This window comes from Niallia sp. (assembly GCF_031978665.1).
In the GTDB taxonomy this organism is placed as follows: domain Bacteria; phylum Bacillota; class Bacilli; order Bacillales; family Cytobacillaceae; genus Niallia.
Genome location: NZ_DALZDK010000014.1, coordinates 80,270 through 99,343, shown reverse-complemented (window position 1 = coordinate 99,343; position 19,074 = coordinate 80,270). Strand labels below are relative to the sequence as shown.

Annotated in this window: 20 protein-coding genes and 1 riboswitch; of the genes, 13 read left to right on the top strand and 7 right to left on the bottom strand. The window is 35.0% G+C overall.

The features are described from left to right. Positions 1 to 15 precede the first annotated feature (15 nt). A complete protein-coding gene (locus RTL21_RS09820; RefSeq protein WP_312095698.1) occupies positions 16 to 1,491 on the top strand; it encodes an o-succinylbenzoate--CoA ligase in 1,476 nt (491 codons plus the stop codon). A 56-nt stretch (positions 1,492 to 1,547) separates the two neighbouring features. Next, positions 1,548 to 2,750: an NAD(P)/FAD-dependent oxidoreductase gene (locus tag RTL21_RS09815; RefSeq protein ID WP_312095697.1), complete on the top strand. Its 1,203-nt coding sequence runs from the start codon at positions 1,548 to 1,550 to the stop codon at positions 2,748 to 2,750. Between the two features lie 50 nt (positions 2,751 to 2,800). On the opposite strand, the gene RTL21_RS09810 is transcribed toward RTL21_RS09815, so the two are convergent. Further along, positions 2,801 to 2,962, bottom strand: a complete 162-nt coding sequence (locus RTL21_RS09810) for a DUF1540 domain-containing protein (RefSeq protein ID WP_312095696.1) — start codon at positions 2,960 to 2,962, stop codon at positions 2,801 to 2,803. 260 nt (positions 2,963 to 3,222) lie between these two features. On the opposite strand from RTL21_RS09810, the gene RTL21_RS09805 reads away from it, so the two are divergent. Continuing rightward, a complete protein-coding gene (locus RTL21_RS09805; RefSeq protein ID WP_312095695.1) occupies positions 3,223 to 3,780 on the top strand; it encodes a beta-class carbonic anhydrase in 558 nt (185 codons plus the stop codon). On the opposite strand, the gene yidD is transcribed toward RTL21_RS09805, so the two are convergent. Next, positions 3,777 to 4,034 (bottom strand): membrane protein insertion efficiency factor YidD, encoded by a 258-nt coding sequence (gene yidD / locus RTL21_RS09800; RefSeq protein ID WP_312095694.1) that lies wholly within the window; start codon positions 4,032 to 4,034, stop codon positions 3,777 to 3,779. The two genes, RTL21_RS09805 and yidD, sit on opposite strands and share 4 nt — an antisense overlap. A 205-nt stretch (positions 4,035 to 4,239) precedes the next feature. Between yidD and RTL21_RS09795 the strand changes: the two genes are divergently transcribed. Beyond that, the gene (locus RTL21_RS09795; protein ID WP_312095693.1) at positions 4,240 to 4,713 is read left to right on the top strand and encodes an S-ribosylhomocysteine lyase; all 474 of its coding nucleotides are present in this window, start codon (positions 4,240 to 4,242) and stop codon (positions 4,711 to 4,713) included. A gap of 44 nt (positions 4,714 to 4,757) precedes the next feature. Here the strand turns inward: RTL21_RS09795 and cls are convergent, their stop codons facing one another. After that, positions 4,758 to 6,212, bottom strand: a complete 1,455-nt coding sequence (gene cls, locus RTL21_RS09790; RefSeq protein WP_312095692.1) for a cardiolipin synthase — start codon at positions 6,210 to 6,212, stop codon at positions 4,758 to 4,760. Between the two features lie 361 nt (positions 6,213 to 6,573). Here cls and RTL21_RS09785 point away from each other — a divergent pair, with 361 nt between their 5' ends. Continuing rightward, complete coding sequence (locus RTL21_RS09785; RefSeq protein WP_312095691.1) at positions 6,574 to 7,344, top strand: sulfite exporter TauE/SafE family protein; 771 nt, start codon at positions 6,574 to 6,576, stop codon at positions 7,342 to 7,344. Positions 7,345 to 7,428: 84 nt separating this feature from the next. On the opposite strand, the gene RTL21_RS09780 is transcribed toward RTL21_RS09785, so the two are convergent. Beyond that, positions 7,429 to 7,686: a DUF6154 family protein gene (locus RTL21_RS09780; protein WP_047944536.1), complete on the bottom strand. Its 258-nt coding sequence runs from the start codon at positions 7,684 to 7,686 to the stop codon at positions 7,429 to 7,431. A gap of 283 nt (positions 7,687 to 7,969) precedes the next feature. Between RTL21_RS09780 and ytkD the strand changes: the two genes are divergently transcribed. The 5 genes from ytkD to asnB all read left to right on the top strand — a co-directional run bounded on the left by ytkD (position 7,970) and on the right by asnB (position 13,701). After that, positions 7,970 to 8,512, top strand: coding sequence for an RNA deprotection pyrophosphohydrolase (ytkD, locus tag RTL21_RS09775; protein ID WP_312095690.1), 543 nt, complete (start codon positions 7,970 to 7,972; stop codon positions 8,510 to 8,512). A 31-nt stretch (positions 8,513 to 8,543) separates the two neighbouring features. Continuing rightward, positions 8,544 to 9,335 carry an alpha/beta hydrolase family protein gene (locus RTL21_RS09770; RefSeq protein ID WP_312095689.1) on the top strand — a complete coding sequence of 264 codons (792 nt, stop codon included), beginning with the start codon at positions 8,544 to 8,546 and terminating at the stop codon, positions 9,333 to 9,335. Between the two features lie 38 nt (positions 9,336 to 9,373). Beyond that, complete coding sequence (locus RTL21_RS09765; RefSeq protein WP_312095688.1) at positions 9,374 to 9,616, top strand: DUF2584 domain-containing protein; 243 nt, start codon at positions 9,374 to 9,376, stop codon at positions 9,614 to 9,616. 69 nt (positions 9,617 to 9,685) lie between these two features. Then, positions 9,686 to 9,846, top strand: a riboswitch (SAM riboswitch). 316 nt (positions 9,847 to 10,162) lie between these two features. Beyond that, positions 10,163 to 11,362, top strand: a complete 1,200-nt coding sequence (gene metK / locus RTL21_RS09760) for a methionine adenosyltransferase (RefSeq protein WP_312095687.1) — start codon at positions 10,163 to 10,165, stop codon at positions 11,360 to 11,362. Positions 11,363 to 11,799: 437 nt separating this feature from the next. Continuing rightward, entirely contained in the window at positions 11,800 to 13,701 is a 1,902-nt protein-coding gene (gene asnB / locus RTL21_RS09755) for an asparagine synthase (glutamine-hydrolyzing) (RefSeq protein WP_312095686.1), read from the top strand. Here the strand turns inward: asnB and RTL21_RS09750 are convergent. Further along, positions 13,691 to 14,542, bottom strand: a complete 852-nt coding sequence (locus RTL21_RS09750; RefSeq protein ID WP_312095685.1) for a C39 family peptidase — start codon at positions 14,540 to 14,542, stop codon at positions 13,691 to 13,693. The genes asnB and RTL21_RS09750 overlap by 11 nt on opposite strands. A gap of 412 nt (positions 14,543 to 14,954) precedes the next feature. Here RTL21_RS09750 and RTL21_RS09745 point away from each other — a divergent pair, with 412 nt between their 5' ends. Further along, entirely contained in the window at positions 14,955 to 15,758 is an 804-nt protein-coding gene (locus RTL21_RS09745) for an alpha/beta hydrolase (protein WP_312095684.1), read from the top strand. A 14-nt stretch (positions 15,759 to 15,772) separates the two neighbouring features. Further along, the gene (locus tag RTL21_RS09740; RefSeq protein WP_312095683.1) at positions 15,773 to 16,867 is read left to right on the top strand and encodes a tetraprenyl-beta-curcumene synthase family protein; all 1,095 of its coding nucleotides are present in this window, start codon (positions 15,773 to 15,775) and stop codon (positions 16,865 to 16,867) included. Between the two features lie 229 nt (positions 16,868 to 17,096). Here the strand turns inward: RTL21_RS09740 and mnmM are convergent, their stop codons facing one another. Together mnmM and mnmL are read right to left on the bottom strand one after the other, a co-directional pair. Next, on the bottom strand, positions 17,097 to 17,669 hold the full coding sequence (gene mnmM / locus RTL21_RS09735) for a tRNA 5-(aminomethyl)-2-thiouridylate-methyltransferase MnmM (protein ID WP_312095682.1): 573 nt from the start codon (positions 17,667 to 17,669) through the stop codon (positions 17,097 to 17,099). Beyond that, the gene (mnmL, locus tag RTL21_RS09730) at positions 17,666 to 18,631 is read right to left on the bottom strand and encodes a tRNA modification radical SAM protein MnmL/YtqA (protein WP_312095681.1); all 966 of its coding nucleotides are present in this window, start codon (positions 18,629 to 18,631) and stop codon (positions 17,666 to 17,668) included. Before mnmL ends, mnmM begins: the two co-directional genes overlap by 4 nt. Before the next feature lie 208 nt (positions 18,632 to 18,839). Here mnmL and RTL21_RS09725 point away from each other — a divergent pair. After that, positions 18,840 to 19,074: DUF2524 family protein (locus RTL21_RS09725; protein WP_312095680.1), on the top strand; the 235-nt coding region annotated here is incomplete at its 3' end.

Sequence of the window (19,074 nt, the reverse complement as noted above, 5' to 3'; positions counted from 1 at the left end):
GAGGATAAATGAGTAATGACCGAAATGCTTCCTAATTTTATCAAAAATAGAGCAAGTTTAACTCCAGATAGAGAGGCGATTGTTTATAATGATGATCGACTGACTTTTAAAGAGCTATATGAAAAGGCCTATTACCATGCTGGAATATTAACAGCCTTTGGAGTAAAAGACACAGATTATGTGGGATTTCTGGTTAAAAGTGATTTAGAAACAGTACTTCACTTAAATGCAATGCAGATTATTGGGGCCAAAGCGGTTCTCCTAAACAATCGATTAACGGCAAAAGAAATGGCTTATCAATTAAAAGATGCGAATGTTACTTTTTTAATAACAGAAGAATGTTTTCGTGAGAGGGCAATTCAGTTAGAAGAAGGGCTGGAAATTTCTGTTTTTTATAAAGAGAGAATCAAAGAAAGCACCTACATAGATCCACAAGAAAAAGACCATATTACACTGGATGAAACATGCACAATCATGTATACGTCTGGTACGACTGGACTTCCAAAAGGAGTCATTCAATCCTATGGTAATCATTGGTGGAGCGCAGTCGGAAATACATTGAATGCAGGCTTATACGAGAAGGACACCTGGTTGTGTGCGGTCCCTCTATTTCACATTAGCGGTTATTCTATTTTAATGAAAAGTATCATTTATGGGATAAAAATCGTTCTTCATGATTCCTTCGATGAAAAAAGGGTGCTTTTAGACTTGTGGAAAGAAAAAGTAACGATTATGTCTGTTGTCACTACCATGCTACAGCGAATAGAGCAGGCTGCAAGCGAAAAGTTTCCAGCTTATTTCCGTTACATGCTTTTAGGTGGAGGTCCTGCCACAGTTGAGCTTCTCACAAGATGCATTAATAAAGGAATCCTAGTTTATTATTCCTATGGAATGACGGAAACATCTTCGCAAATTGTCACTCTATCTCCTGAAGATAGTATTAGAAAAATAGGTTCTGCTGGTAAACCCCTTTTCCCCGCTCAATTAAGGATTGTAAATCAAGCAGGAGAAGTGTTAGGCCCAAATGAGGTCGGAGAAATTACAGTATTTGGACCAAATGTATCAAAAGGCTATTTAAATAAAGAGAATCATTTAATAGATGGATGGTTCTTTACAGGTGACATTGGGTATATAGATTCTGAAGGATTTCTCTATGTTTTAGATAGAAGATCTGACTTAATTATCTCAGGTGGGGAAAATGTTTATCCTGCAGAAGTGGAAGCTGTATTGACTGAAATGGAAGGAATAAGAGAGGCAGCGGTGATTGGAATTCCCGATGATCAATGGGGACAGGTTCCTATTGCTTTTGTTGTAGTAGATGAAATTCTGCGTTCAGAGAAATGGATAATGGAGAACTGTGAAAAGTCATTAGCTAAATATAAAATTCCAAAAAGAGTATTATTCCTATCAGAGGTTCCGCGTAATGCGTCAGGAAAGATTGTACGAAGAGAATTAAGAAAATGGGTAGAAGAGCAAAAGGATTTTAATTAATCAATAGACTGCTTGAAATTTTAAGTTGAAAAATTGATGGAAAGAAGTGTAGGTTTGTGAGCTTATATCATGGATCATTATATTGGCCAACAACTATTAGTGATAAACCAGTTTATCCTAAGCTGAATAAAGACCTGGCATGTGATGTTCTTATCATTGGGGCAGGTATGTCTGGTGCTTTGTTATCCTATAAGCTAGCCAAAGAACCACTGGATGTTATTCTAGTGGATAAAGATCGTGTTGGTAATGGGAGTTCTGCTGCAAATACAGGATTATTACAGTATTCTAATGATAAAATGCTACATTCCTTTGCTGAAAGCATCGGAGAGAAGGAGGCAGTCCGTTTTTACCGTTTATGCTTTAATGGGATGGAAGAACTGAAAAGGATAGCAGCTTCTCTCCCGGAAGATATTCAATTTAAAAATAGACCAAGCTTATATTATGCAAGTAACGAAGCTGATGTATTATCCATTAAAAAAGAATATGAAATGCTAAAAAAACACGATTTTCCCGTAGAATTCTTAGAAGAGGAAATGCTTTATAAATCTTATGGAGTTAAAAAGCCTGCTGCAATTCGCACAGGTGGTGATGCAGAAGTAAATCCTCAAAAGCTAGTCATTTCCTTAGTAAAAGAGGCTTCACAAAGCAGCAATATTCATGTTTTTGAAAAAACAGAAGTCACAAAGCTCCACTATCAGGATGGCTATTGGCTGTTTAAGAGTGAAGAAGCACTTATTCGAGCAAAGCATGTTGTTTATGCAACAGGATATGAGTTGGATAACTTTACAATGGAAATGGCTACGGAACTAAACAGAACCTATGCGATGGTTACAAATCGGATTTCTTCGTTTCAGAAATGGGAGGATAGATGTCTTATTTGGGAGACAAAACGTCCGTATTTCTATATGAGGACAACCTTTGATGGAAGAATTGTGGCTGGAGGTTTAGACGAAGAGACGATGGAAGCCCCGAGAGATCCAAGGATATTACAAGCATATGCCGACAAATTATTGACTCGCATTAAGGAGCATTTTCCACAATTTCAACTAAAGGCTGACTATTCTTATGGGGCTACATTTGGAGAATCAAAGGATGGAATGCCTTTTATTGGGGAGCATCCAACTAGTAAAAATCTTTATTATTGTTTAGGATTCGGTGGAAATGGAACAGTTTATAGTGCTTTTGGCTCGACCATCTTAAAGGAGCTAATATTAAGAGGTGAGCACCCTGATGCCGATTTGGTTCGATTGGATAGATAAAAAAGGAATCCCATGAAGTTTGGGGATTCCTTTTTTGTGTGCTAGTATGATTAGCTCAAGCTTTCAGGTTCAAAGGTTTTACAGTCCGTTTCGTAACTTGTATCCGCGTGCTTTCCAACATTACTTACAACATAAATTTGATCAGCTCCACAATGATTTCCTTTTTCCCAATAAGTACAGTTGCTTACTTCACAAAGGACGTCTTTTGCCATAGGAATAACACTCCTTTTTTTACTGAATACTTTAATGAGACCATAGCCAAAGTCTCATTGTTTATTAGTATTGGGTGGATGGAGAAAATACATACGTAGAACAAATTATAAGAAAAGCCAGTATTTGAAAATATCGAGTTTCTAAATTTGTGTATTATGCAAATTTTCATTACTATTAATAAAGAGATCTTTCAATATTTGAAGGAAACAGCAATCTTTTGTTTACAATTACGAATTGAAATTTTTAAGGAGTGCTTAAAATGAGTCTATTACAAGATATTTTAGTGTATAATGATGATTTTGTTAAGGAACACAAATATGAAAAATTTATTACAGGCAAATTTCCTAATAAAAAGATGGTTATTGTAACTTGTATGGATACAAGGCTATTAGAACTTTTACCACAGGCTTTAAATCTTTCCAATGGGGATGTAAAAATAATCAAAAATGCAGGTGCAGTTGTAGTCCACCCATTTGGTAGTATCATGCGTAGCATTTTGGTTGCAGTGTATGAGCTGCAAGCAGACGAAGTACTGGTAATTGGGCATCATGATTGTGGAATGAGTGCACTGCATTCGGGCAGTATGATGGAGAAAATGAAAAAACGAGGCATTTCTGATGAAACGTTTGCAACATTGCAGCATTCAGGAATAAATTTAGAAAAATGGCTAACAGGGTTTGATTCCGTATCAGAAAGTGTTGCCCATAGTGTGGATATGATCAAAAAACACCCATTATTGCCAAGTGACGTTCCAGTTCATGGATTAGTAATTGATCCAAAGACTGGAAAATTAGACTTGGTTGTAGAAGGGTATTAATTATTTTCTTTTGGAGGGTGGGAATGCTTTTTGCATTTCCATTCATCTGGTACAGGATCTAAACCACCAGGATGAAAAGGGTGGCATTTAAAAATTCGTTTGATTGTTAAGTATCCTCCTTTAATTGCGCCAAACTTTTGAATCGCTTCTAAGCCATAGGTAGAACAGGTAGGGTAAAAACGGCAAGTTGGCGGCTTTAAAGGAGAAATTACTTTTCGATAAAAGCGGATAATAGCTAAAAAAACATATTTCATTCTCGTATTTCCCTCTCCTTCTTTGCAAGTTAGTATAACATGGGAGAGAGTACGAATAAAGCATTCTCATTTAGCTACGGGTTTCATCTGATTTAAGGGTAAAAAGCACTAATTACATTTGGTAAAATATTATATATATTAAGTTGATGAAAATACTCGGGTTTTTAGTTATAATAGAGATACATGAAAAAAAGGAGATGTTTATATGCCTTCAGTTGAAAGCTTTGAATTAGATCATACAGCAGTAAGAGCTCCCTATGTGAGACACTGTGGAGTACACAAAGTAGGTAGTGACGGGGTTGTAAATAAATATGATATTCGCTTCTGTCAGCCGAATAAGCAAGCAATGAAGCCAGATGTTATTCATACTTTAGAGCATTTATTAGCATTTAATTTACGCGCGCATGTAGAAAAATATAAACATTTTGATATCATTGATATTTCTCCAATGGGTTGCCAAACTGGTTATTATTTAGTAGTAAGTGGAGAACCAACTGTTGACGAAATTATCGATTTATTAGAAGCAACGATGAAAACTGCTTTAGAAATTACCGAAATTCCTGCAGCCAATGAAACACAATGTGGTCAAGCGAAACTTCATGATTTAGAAGGCGCAAAAAGGCTAATGAATTTTTGGTTAAGCAAAGACAAAGAAGAATTAAAAAAAGTATTTGGATAATAAATACAATAAAGAGAGGCACGCTGCCTCTCTTTATTGTTGTCTTATAGAAGAGGACTAAGAAGTCGAGAAAAAGATTCTTTGAAACGAATCCATAAAGATCTTTTTGAATATTGCTCTGCTGTTAAATGCGTAGATAACTCCATGTCTCCTAGGAAGTCATCTGTTAGTTCATTTGAAATTTGTTCACTATAAATAAATGCATTCACTTCAAAATTTAGCCTAAAGCTTCTCATATCAATATTGGCTGTTCCAACGGAAGCAATTTTTCGGTCGACTAAAATCGTTTTTGCATGAATAAATCCATTTTCGTATATATAAATCTTCGCACCTGCTTTTAGCATTTCACCGATATAAGAATACGTAGCCCAATAAACGAACATATGATCTGGTTTATTTGGAATCATAATTTTTACATCGATCCCAGAAAGTGCAGCAATTCTTAACGTATCAAGTAAGCTTGCATCAGGTATAAAATAGGGAGTTTGGATATAGACACTTTCTTTAGCGGAAGTAATCATTTTAATATAGCCATTCTTAATTTGCTCCCATTCTGAATCAGGTCCGCTTGAAACGATTTGCATGCCAATATTTCCGATAATTTCATCAATCTTCCCTGGAAAATATTCAGGAGAATAATTAATTTCATGTTGATGTGATGCTTGATTCCAATCAAGAATAAACCTTGTTTGAATAGCATATACTGCTGTGCCTACAATACGTAAATGGGTATCTCTCCAATAGCCAAATTTCGGATGCAGTCCTAAATATTCATCACCAACATTAAAACCACCGATATAGCCAATCTTACCGTCAATTATCCCAAGCTTTCTGTGATTCCGATAATTCAAACGTAAATTAATTAAATGAAATTTGCTTGGGAAAAATACTTCGACAAAGCCACCTGCTGCCCGTAGTTCTTTAAAAACCTTTTTACGCAATGTTCTAGAGCCGAGCTCATCATATAATAAACGAACTTCGATTCCTTCTTTGGCTTTTTCGACAAGTAAGCTAATAAGGTCAGAGCCAATACCATCATTTTTAAGAATATAATATTGTAAATGAATCGACTTTTTAGCATTTTTAATATCTGTAAATAACTGATTGAATTTCTGATTGCCATCTGTAAATATATCCACAGCATTATTCTCTGTCAGAACTGCATCATTGTTAAATAAATTCATGTAAATTAAATCTTGATTTTTTCGAATGACCTCATTCGTTGTTCGCAATTGATTGGAACTTATTTGCAATAGTTGGGAAGCTAAAATGGGCTCTATACCAAGCTTTTTCCGTTCATCCCACTGAAATAACTTTCTGTTTCGTAGATTTTGACCAAAAAGTAAATATAAAATAAATCCAAGGATGGGAATAAAGGTAAGTACCATCAACCACGCCCAAGTAGCAATAGGGTCTTTTCTTTCAAAGAAGATAACAAGAAAAGCCAAAATGATATTAAGTATAATAATTATACTCAAGACAATTGTATAGATGTGCATCGAATTCTTTTCCTTTCTCGCTAAAAAACAGCAGGGATATGCGATATATAAAAGATCTTCGTTTTGTAGGCTAAGACATTTTTTACTAGAAATGCTCCGGAAGAAATATCCTGTATAATTATAGGGTAAAAGGATAAAACTTGGTACTATTTTGATTTCTTTTAAAAGAAGAATTTTCCTTTTTTCTTTCTTGTGATAAAGTATAGACAGGAAAATTGATTTTTTTAAATAGGTTGTTTAACAAAGCTGTTTTCTTATCGGATAGTCCTTTACCTTTAGACGGGCAAATCCTCGTGGAAGTATTAGTCTTTAGTTTATGTCTACCTAAATGAAAATAGCCGTTAAGGTAAGGAGTATTTTTATGGAAGAATTACATCTTGGAATGCTATTTTTTCTAATTGGCGCCGGTTTTATTGCTGCATTTATTGATTCGGTTGTTGGTGGAGGCGGGCTCATATCATTACCTGCTCTTTTATTTACCGGATTGCCGCCTCAAATTGCTTTAGGTACAAATAAGCTTGCATCGACAATGGGCTCATTAACAAGCTCTATTTCCTTTATAAGGCATGGAAAAACAGATAAGAAGCTACTATCTAAACTCTTGCCTCTTTCCATTATTGGTTCCGCAATCGGTGTTTATGTAGTACAAAAAATACCATCGGAATCTCTAAAGCCATTAATTCTTGTTGTTTTAATCGTGGTGACCATTTATACGCTTACAAAAAAAGAATGGGGTATAAACTCTACCTATAATGGAATGACAAAAAAGAAGCTTTTATTTGCATTATTTATTGTACCATTAATAGGGTTCTATGATGGTTTTTTAGGTGGCGGGACTGGTTCTTTCTTTTTATTTTCTTTTCTCCTAATGGGGTTTGATTTTGTGGAATCTGCAGGCAATGCGAAAGTCCTCAATTTCGGAAGTAATCTTACAGCACTTATCGTTTTTTTATGTTATGATTCGGTCTACTATTTATATGGTATCGTTATGGGAATTGCCATGATAGCGGGGGCGTACATTGGCTCTCGAGTTGCCATTGCCAAAGGCTCTAATTATGTAAAAATACTATTTGTACTTGTTTCAGCGACATTGATCGGTAAAAATATTTTTGATTATATTACAAAGCAATAATAAAAAGGCTGATTGATAAATACGTTTGTTTTTCTTGTGTGTCCTACGTTTATCGACAGCCTTCTATTAATAGAAAAGGATATGTCAGTGTAAATTTCGATGTGTAAAGATAGGGTTATTGGGCTTTCGATAATCCTCACTTGCAAATTTTCCTTTTAAGCTTTCAATTAAATAAAGACCCATTAAATCATACAATTCTTGTTCATTTAATTCTTGGATAATATGTAATAAATCTTCTCTGCTCATTTCTTCTAAAAAAGCAAATGCAAGCATGTCGATATCTTCTTCATCACCGGTAAGTTTATTTTTATATAAGTTATAAAGTTCATCAACAATTTTCATTATCTTTTCCTCCTACTTCAGTCTGGTACAAAATGTAACCGTTTTATTTAACCGTATTATATATGATAACATGATATTATTGCTAGCTATAATGTGAACATTATGTTAAGAAAGGCGAATGTGTCTTGGGAGTACTTGTTTTATCCTCATAACGTTAGAATATTAGATTTGTAAATTTTACAGCTATAAAAAATAATACCCTTTTTTAGATAAAAAACTCCAGTTTTATAGATAGTATTTGCTATGATAATAATAGACATCAAAAATTCAGGTTAAAAAAGGGATGCTTTTTGCTTTAGTATGCAAGCTACTTATATTAATAATACATAATAATGGAGAAGGTATGGAAATATTTTATGATCAAAACAAGAATTTAGTGAAACTTTCTTTTATAAAAAATGATTGGAAACAAGAAGCAAAGCATGTATTGGTTATCTGCCAGTATAAAAATCAGTGGTTATTAACAGCTCATAAACAGAGGGGGTTAGAGTTTCCAGGTGGCAAAAGTGAAAAAAATGAAACGATAATTCAAACAGCCCATAGAGAAGTTATGGAGGAAACAGGCGGGGTTATTGAAAGTCTGCAATGGATTGCAGCCTATCAGGTTTCTGGAGAAAAAACCTTTGTGAAGGATGTGTTTTTTGCAAAAATTGGCCAATTGAATCTAAAAGATGACTATCAAGAGACAATGGGTCCTGTTTTAGTTAATGGAGATATTATGAAAATGCGTTGGCATCCTTCCTATAGCTTTATCATGAAAGACAATGTCATCAAATTTTGTCTTTCGTATATTGAAAACGAATTATTAAATCAAAAGAAAGGGTAATGTAGAGAAAAAACGCAAAGGAGAAAATAGTATGCAAAACGGTGATGTGATGGAGAAAATTCGATTTCCGTCTCCTAATCCTTCCATTGATTTATTTCTAGTTACTTATTATGTAGATGGATTGAGAGTAAAAGGACTGCTTGCTTCTCCCAATGATGGGCAAGTCTATGATGGCTTTCTTTATTTAAGGGGGGGCATTAAAAATGTAGGGAAGGTTCGTCCAGGGAGGATCATTCAATTTGCATCCGAAGGCTTTGTCGTTTTTGCACCGTTTTATCGTGGTAATCAAGGCGGTGAAGGAAATGAAGACTTTGCAGGAGAGGATAAAAATGATGGTATAGCAGCATTTACATTATTAAAGAATTTACCTAATGTGAACGAAGTCCATGTGTTTGGTTTTTCAAGAGGCGGAGTCATGGCTCTATTTGTGGGGATTTACTGTCCTATTCAATCGATTGTTACATGGGGCGGAGTCAGCGATATGTTCCTAACCTATGAAGAACGGAAGGATTTACGCAGAATGATGAAAAGAGTGATTGGGGGAGCTCCTTCTAAGTATCCAGAAAGATTTGAAGCACGAACACCACTCTATCAATTAGAGAAAATAAATGCTCCTACTCTTATTATTCATGGCAAGTTAGATAAAAATGTTTCAGTTGATCATAGTTTACGATTAGAGGAAAAATTAAAAAAGCTTGGAAAAGAAGTAGAAGCATGGTATTTTCCAGAGTTTACTCATTATTTTCCTCCAGCGACAAATCGTCAAGTTGTCAGCTCTTTATCCAGCTGGATGAAAAAACAAACGGAAAAGATGGTAAAATAAAAGAAAAGAGCAAGAGAAAAAGAGAAGGGGGAAGTAATATGGGCATGCCGTTAGAATTAAATACAATGATTGTAACAAAAGGAAAAGAAATAAGATTAGAAGAGAATTTATTTCTTTTAGAAAAAGAAGACTATCGTTTATATCCGATGAATATCCCGTTAGAAGTAAGAAGAACAAAAGAAGCTGAGACATCTGGGATAGCGACAATAGAAAAATTAGAATGGGAAAATAGCAAGACATCCATTACGTATAAGCTTATTGCGTTAAATTCAACAAATTAATCCAATAAAGTGAAAAATGATTGACATGCATTGATAGATTGAGCTATCATTTTACCTTGAACGGATACTCTCTTATCCTGAGCTGGTGGAGGGACTGGCCCGATGAAACCCAGCAACCTACTATGTGAAGAAAATTACTGGATTATTTCATGGATATATGAAATGAGACAGACATTCTCTTAGGAAAGGTGCTAACCTGAAGCAAGGAAATATTCCTTGAACGATAAGAGTGAAAGGTGCGAATTGATTTTACTAGGAGCCTTTTCACTATTGAAAAGGTTTTTTGTGTAAAATGAATTAATTATCTTTTATAAAAATGTATATTTTTAGATGTGTGTTTTTATTAGAAATAAAATCTTCGTTACATATATTATATTTTTAATACATTTTATTGAGTGTTACATATAATAGAGCACGAATTGACTTCGGATAAAAACGCCATTTTTACTTCATACTATCTAGGGAATGAGTACCGTATCAAGATAAGGTTAAGGAGTGTAGGAATTGGCCTCGCTCTACTTTTTTCTAAAATAAGGAGGAAATCAGATGTCAACAAAACGTCGCTTGTTTACTTCTGAATCGGTAACTGAAGGTCATCCAGATAAAATTTGTGATCAAATTTCAGATGCTATTTTGGACGCTATATTGGCAAAAGATGCTAATGCAAGAGTTGCTGCTGAAACTTCTGTAACAACTGGTTTAGTTCTCGTTGCAGGTGAAATCACTACTTCTACGTATGTAGATATTCCGAAAATTGTTCGTGAAACGATTAAAGAAATAGGATATACACGTGCGAAATATGGATTTGATGCAGAAACAAGTGCAGTATTAACTTCTATTGATGAGCAATCCGCTGATATCGCATTAGGGGTAGACCAAGCACTAGAAGCTCGTGAAGGTAAGATGACGGATGAGGAAATAGAAGCAATTGGTGCTGGAGACCAGGGGTTAATGTTCGGGTTTGCGTGTAATGAAACAAAAGAATTAATGCCATTACCTATTTCATTAGCACATAAATTATCCAGAAGGCTAGCAGAGGTTAGAAAAGAAGAAATCTTACCTTATCTACGCCCAGACGGAAAGACACAAGTAACAGTCGAATATGATGAAAATAATAAACCAGTTCGAGTGGATACGATTGTAATAAGCACTCAGCATCACCCAGAGGTGACATTAGAACAAATTCAACGCAATATTAAAGAATATGTAATCAATCCTGTAGTGCCAGCTGGATTAATAGATGAAAATACAAAGTATTTCATCAATCCAACAGGTCGCTTTGTTATTGGTGGACCACAAGGAGATGCTGGATTAACAGGTCGTAAAATCATTGTTGATACATACGGTGGATATGCGCGACATGGTGGTGGAGCATTTTCTGGTAAGGATCCAACAAAAGTGGATCGTTCAGCAGCTTATGCGGCACGTTATGTGGCAAAGAATATTGTAGCAGCAGGTTTAGCAGATAAAGTAGAAGTACAATTAGCTTATGCAATTGGCGTAGCGCAGCCAGTATCTATTTCTATTGATACATTTGGAACAGGAATTGTTTCAGAAGATAAACTAGTAGAAGCAGTGCGTGAAAACTTCGATCTACGTCCAGCTGGAATTATTAATATGCTTGATTTACGTAGACCAATTTACAGACAAACAGCTGCTTATGGGCATTTTGGACGTACAGATATTGATTTACCGTGGGAACGTACCGATAGAGCAGAGTTAATAAAAAATACAGTAAAAGCATAAAAATTCTTTTATTGATAGACTTGTAATAAATGAAATCAAAAAGAAAAGAACTTGCATGAAAGTGTAACTTCTTTTCTTTTTTTTCGTCTAATATTTGGTATGGCTACTGGTAACATAGAACTAAAAAAGTCCGTTGATTCGTTTGCTAGTAAGAACTAAGTTGTTTCTATTCCTCTTACAACTAATGATCTTGTTTTTCACGGTGCTATGAAAAATATAGAGGTGAAATGATAAAAGCAAATTATAAATTTTATACTATTTATGCTACAATAGAAAACTAAGTGAGGATTTTATAAACCTTATTACCTATTAACATATTTTCTTTTTAGAGGTATAGTAAATTTTTAATTGCGGTTCTACTATTAGAACGATATAAAAAGGTTAGTTATGATTGTCCTAGTATATATAGGAAAAGAAATGGAGAAGGTGAGCGCAATATGTGTGGTTTTGTTGGCTGTGTACATGAAAAAGCACAAAACTTTCAAGAAGAACAAAAAGAACTATTTGCAGGAATGAATCGTGTTATAACACATAGAGGTCCTGATGATGAAGGATATTATTATGATAGCCATATTCAGTTTGGTTTTCGTCGTTTAAGTATCATAGACATTGAAAGTGGGCATCAGCCTTTAACATATGAAAATGAACGTTATTGGATAATCTTTAATGGGGAAGTATATAACTATTTAGAAATTAGAGAAGAGCTAGTCAATGCAGGATTAACCTTCCAAACAAATTCAGATACAGAAGTAATTATTGCTTTATATAGTCATGAAAAGGAAAAAGCGGTAGAAAAGCTGCGTGGTATGTTTTCTTTCATTATTTGGGATAAGCAGGAAGAGACATTATATGGAGCTCGAGACCCATTTGGAATTAAACCTTTCTTCTATTTAGAAGATGGGGAAAAAACATATTTTGCTTCAGAGAAAAAGAGTATTTCATTGGCATTAGAAAGTGATGTTATCAATTATACTTCCTTGCAGCATTATTTAACCTATCAATTTGTTCCTGAGCCATTTACGATGTCTGAGGGAATTAAAAAGCTAGAGCCAGGTCATTATTTCACAAAAAAAATTGGAAAGCCGATGGAGATCAAACGTTATTGGAGAGCATCCTTTAAGCCTGTTGTAAAACAAGAGGATGAGTTTGCAAAAGAAATTAAAGATGTCCTGTTCGATAGTGTAAAGATGCATATGAGAAGTGACGTTCCTGTTGGCTCTTTCTTGTCAGGTGGAATCGATTCATCAATTATTGCAAGTATTGCAAAGGAATTCCATCCGAATATTAAAACTTTTTCTGTTGGCTTTGAGCATAATGGATTTAGCGAAATTGATGTAGCAAAAGAGACAGCCGATAAATTAGGACTAGAAAATATAAGCTACGTGATTTCTCCACAGGAATATATGAACGAAATTCCGAGAATTATGTGGCATATGGACGATCCTCTGGCAGATCCAGCTTGTGTACCACTATATTTTGTTGCACGTGAAGCGAGAAAGCATGTAACAGTTGTTCTTTCTGGAGAAGGGGCAGATGAATTGTTTGGTGGATATAATATTTATCGCGAGCCGCAATCTTTAGAAGTGTTCAATAAAATTCCGAATATCGGAAAAAAATTACTACGTGCTGTAGCTAATATTCTCCCAGAAGGTGTAAAAGGAAAAAGCTTTATTGAACGCGGAGTTACTCCAATGGAAGAAAGATATATTGGGAACGCGAAAATGTTTTCTGAGTTAGAAAAAGAAAAGTTACTTTCTGTCTATAATAAAGACTTACACTATAGAGATATTACTAATCCTTTATATGAAGAAAGTTTTGGCTACGATCCTGTGGATCGTATGCAATTTATTGACATCCACACTTGGATGCGAGGAGACATTTTACTGAAAGCAGACAAAATGACGATGGCTCATTCCTTAGAATTACGTGTGCCATTCTTAGATAAAGAGGTCTTTAAAATTGCTTCTAAAATTCCAACCTCACTAAAAACAGCAAATGGTACAACAAAATATATCTTAAGAAAAGCAGCAGAATCATTTGTGCCGGAGCATGTATTAAACCGTAAAAAGCTAGGCTTCCCTGTTCCGATTCGTCATTGGTTAAAGGATGAAATGAATGAATGGGCGAAAAATATTATTAAAGAGAGCGATACAGATCATCTCTTAAATAAAACGGTTGTTCTCCAATTGTTAGAGGACCATTGTCAAGGTAAAGCAGATAATAGCCGCAAAATATGGACTGTGTTAATGTTCATGGTGTGGTATAGCGTTTATATCGAAAAAAAATATTCCTTCGAAAAGGAATATTTAAAAGAGGGAAAGATAGCAATTAAGAATTAATCGTGATTGCCTGACTTCCCATTTGCACCCAGGACTCTTCAAAGTCCTTTATGGGTGCTTTTTTATTTTTTGCGCCTGTAAGTGGGTCGTTAAAGTAAATATATGTTTCATCATAGCCTGTAAGAAGTACGGAATGCTCCGAATAAGTAATCTGTACTGTTCCGCTAGGAGTATACCATGTGCGGAATTCACTATCTGCTAATTTCTTGAATGTCGAATTAGTAATTACCCAAACTGGCCGATCGTTCGAAAGGTGTTTCTTTATTTCTTCAAAATTAGACCCAGTAAAATCAACGATAGAACCGGGTAAATATTTTTCAGCTAATGCAGCAATTGGTTTATGGTACACGCCTAAGCCAGGACCGTTTAAAGTGTACATATCACCAATAAAGCCATCATTGGGATTTCCATAATAGATTTTTCCATTTTCTCTTACATATGGCGTAGTGTCTTTTTTAATTTGCTTTGCCAAAGTCATTTTATCTACATCAACATCTGCATATTGGAGAAGCATCGCAAGACTAGTTACTTCACAGCCTCTTGGAAGCTCTGGTAATTGGTTGACAATTGGAGCATCCAACAAAACGGATTCTTTTAATAAATCTGTTTCCTCTTTTAGTGACAAGAGGGCTTTACGCGTATTCTGCGTGGCAACTTCTTTTGCATAGACTATTTCTTGAAAGTCGTTTCTATTTACAAGTAAAAAACTAATTGCAGCCAAGGCAAATATGGTAAATAAATAGAGGGTTTTAACTAATGTGCTTAATTTTTTTCTTACCAATAAATATAATAAGAAAAATATTGTAATCAATGATATGACTATTACTGTATTTGTATCCATTTTAATCTCACCTAATTACTATCTTTATTTAATTATATCGTTTAAAGAGAAATACGGCCTTAGCATCGTTGAAAGAAGTCAAAAGTTCTTTTATTCATTTGAAGATTTTTTCTTTAAATGTCAATTATCCATGATTCCCTTTCCCTAATATTCGACAAACGAAACCTCCTCACAGTATACCATGATTTTTTAAGCATTGGCGAACGTTTCCCTAATATGGTTACATTTCCAAGAAATTTGCTATAATTGAAGTAACTTTGGAAAATAATAAAAAAGCTGGACTTCGTCTATACGCATTCATTCTTTAAAGAATAGTTTACAAAACCAATCTTTATTTTTCCTTAATAATTTTGTGTTTTGCTTAAAAACGATGTAAGCAATATAGATTTTAAAATGGGATGGAGGAGCTTTTATGTGGAAATGGGAAGCTGAGGGAAACGCGAAGGCTGTCATTGTTATTGTTCATGGAGCGATGGAGCACCATGGAAGATATGGATGGCTTATCGAAATGTTTCGATTAGCTGGTTTTCATGTTGTTATGGGAGATCTTCCTGGACAGGGAATGACAACAAGATCGGATAGAGGGCATATTGATTCTTTTGATGAATATACAATAGAAATTAAAGATTGGATACAAGCAGCATATCAATTTGATCTGCCTATTTTTTTATTGGGACATAGTATGGGAGGTCTTGCCTCAATCAGATTACTCCAACAGGAAAAATTAAAAATAGCGGGGTTAATTTTATCTTCTCCTTGTTTAGGATTAATAAAATATCCGAATAAATTTATGAGTCTGGCATCACTTGTTTTAAATAAAGTGGTTCCAAAGCTTAGAATTAATTCTGGACTAACGATTGATATGGCAACTCGCAATGCAGATGTTAGAGAAATTGATTCAAATGATACTTTATACATTACAAAAGTATCAGTCAGATGGTATCGAGAATTGATTGTTGCAACAAAGCATGCTTTTGAAGATATAGCAAAAACACAGGATTTGCCTCTACTGGTAATGCAAGGAGGCGGCGATTTGGTCGTAGATAAAAAAATGGTAAAAACCTGGTTCAATATGGTACCATTATCTGAAAAGCGATATAAGGAATGGCCAGAGTACTATCATGAAATATTTAATGAGCCAGAGAGAGACGAAGTGTTTGAATACACGAAGGATTTTATCAATAGTCAATTGAAAGCAATTGGTTATATCGTATAAGCGAGGTTTTATATATGTCAGTTCCAAAGATGCCATTAACATTAATGTCGAAAGTTTACTTAAAGGTTTTTCCAGTTGTCCATCAGGAATTAAATTATTGGACAGAAAGAGCAAGGAATATTCCCAATCTAGAATTAAGAAAGCAAGCATTGGCTAGTATTGAGCATAAAACATTTCATTGTGAAGGTGGCTCCATCATGGCACTTATAGCCATGAGCAAATACAAGGAAGTCATTAAATTTATCGTTGCCTACCAAACAATAAGTGATTATTTAGATAATCTTTGTGACCGGAGTACTTCTCTTGATCCGAATGATTTTTCTGCATTGCATGAATCGATGGAGCATGCGTTAACGGTAGGTGCTGAACCGAGTAACTACTATCGTTATCGAGAGGATCAGGATGATGGCGGTTATTTATATGATCTTGCCAAAACATGCAGAGATACACTGTCAAAGCTGCAACATTACGGAAGTATTAAGGAGCAGCTGCTTGAATTATGCCGATATTACTGTGATTTACAAATACATAAACATGTGATTATGGAAGAGCGCATTCCTAGATTGAAATTTTGGTTTGAGAAAAATAAAAATCATGTGCCTAAAATGGAATGGTATGAATTTTCTGCTTGCTCTGGATCTACTTTAGGGATATTTTGCCTAGTTTCTTATGCGTTTCGTGATGATTATGAAAATTCATATGCTGCTTTAATTCGAGATGGATATTTTCCATATATCCAAGGGCTTCATATATTGTTAGACTATTTTATCGATCAAGAGGAAGATAAAATAGGGGGGGACTTAAACTTCTGCTTTTATTATAAGAATGAAGAAGAATTATTTAGTCGTTTAAAACACTTTGTAACAGAAGCAGATAGACATACCAATAAATTACCGCATCAAAAATTTCATAAATTAATTAACAGAGGACTATTAGGTGTTTATTTATCTGATGAGAAGGTATATAAGCAGCGGAATATACGGAAGCTTGCAAAAAATATGATAAGAACCTCTGGACCAATTGGCTATTTTTTCTATTTGAACGGCAGGGCCTATAGAAAGTTCCAAAAAGTAGTTCCAGCATTTGCGTTGAAAGCAATGAGTAAATAAATGTAGGTTAGATAAATAGACAAACTCATTTAAAAAGGGAGTTTGTCTATTTTTTTGCACCAACAAGGACACAAAATTGATATATGATCCAAAGCAACAAGGATATGATCCAAAATCGAAAAATATGATCCAAAGCAACAAGGATATGATCCAAAATCGAAATATATGGTCCAAAGCAAAATCAGGGCATGTTTCCTTGCCCTGATTAGCATTTAAATAAAATCACCTATTATCTTTTTTCAATAGCAATAATAAAAGGCGGATTATTTATTCCATTTACAAATTGATAGCGTAACACATGGGCTTCCTGTTGATTAATATTTTCAACATAGGCCATAAGCTTATCTCGCTCGATAGCCCCTTCAGGATGGCCGTGATAAATAACTAATACAAGAATGCCTTCTTTAGACATAATTTGCAATAGCTGTTCAATTGCAGAAATGGTTGTTTCAGCCTTCGTTACAATGGACTTATCTCCACCAGGCAAATAGCCTAAATTAAAGATAGCTCCCGATACTTTTCCATGGTAAGTAGTAGGGACGATTTCTTTCACATGCTCATGTCCGCACAAATGAAGAGAAACAGCTTCTTGCCATTCTTGATTAGAAAGCTTTTCTCTTGTTGCGTGCAAAGCATCTTGTTGAATATCAAAGCTATATACTTTCCCATGCTCGCCTACAAGGTTGGCTAGAAAGACTGTATCATGTCCATTTCCCATCGTAGCATCGATGGCGATGTCCCCTTTGGTAACAGCTTTCGCCAATAATTGATGTGCGAAAGGAATGACTCTGTCAAGCTTCATTGTGTCACCTTCTTACTTGCCTGATAAAATTTCCCTTGCCAACTATTTCGACTTTTCAATTCTGCATCGATTTTGTTTAATACTTCCCATTTATTAACACTCCACATCGGTCCAACCATCAATTCAATTGGTCCATCACCAGTAATTCGGTGAATAATCATTTCTGGTGGTAGTATTTCTAATTGATCACAAACTAATGATACATATTGATCTAATGTTAGAAATTCAAGCATTCCTTTTTCGTATTGTTTCACCATCGGGGTCCCTTTTAGTAAATGTAGCAAGTGGATTTTTATACCTTGTACATCTAGCTCACTAACACTTTTTGCCGTTTCCATCATCATTTCATTTGTTTCCATTGGCAATCCATTGATGATATGGGAGCAAATGCGAATATTATGCTTTCTTAGCTTATTAACCCCTTCCACATAGTTTTTAAAATCATGGGCGCGATTAATAAGTGTTGCCGTTTTTTCGTGGACGGTTTGCAATCCTAATTCTACCCACAAATACGTGCGTTCGTTTAACTCTGCTAGATACTCGACGACGTTATCTGGTAAGCAATCTGGTCGAGTTGCGATGGAAAGTCCAACAACGTTTTCCTGTTTAAGAACGACTTCGTATTTTTCACGCAGTACATCAACTGGTGCGTGTGTATTTGTATAGGCTTGGAAATAGGCCATGTACTTTCCGTCTTTCCATTTCGTATGCATTTTGTTTTTTATATCATGAAATTGTTTTTCTAGGCTGTCTGCACGATTGCCGGCAAAATCGCCAGAACCAGCAGCACTACAAAAGGTGCATCCACCATGTGCTACCGTGCCATCTCTATTTGGACAATCAAATCCACCATCTAATGCAATTTTGAAAACTTTGTGTCCGAATTCATCACGAAGATGATAATTCCAAGTATGATACCGTTTATTATCCGAAGCATATGGGAATGGGTTATTCTGATTCATATCAGTAACCTCCTAAGCAATTTAGATTCTTTATTTTAGTCTGTTTTCATTGTTTTCCACCTATGAATTTTAACATGTCTTATGTCTTTATCCAATAGAATTTCATCATCAGTTAAGAAAAGGAAGTAATAGGATGTGGGTAATAAACAGATACTATGGAAGGAAGCAAAGCTGCTTCTAATTGCACAGATTGTTGGGAGGGTTATCTTTGGCTACTCGTCAATCCATGAATGAATTGTTAGAAAGATGTAATGAAGTAATCAATTACGCAGAACAACAATATGAAACGGCAAGTCGTCAAGAACATTACAATGCAAACGAATATACAGATGCACAAATGCAGTTAGAAAATATTTACAATGATTTGCATACGATGGATCACAGTGCGAACCAACAACAACGAGAAGAATTGCATCGCATGAGATTGCTTGTGGAACAAATGC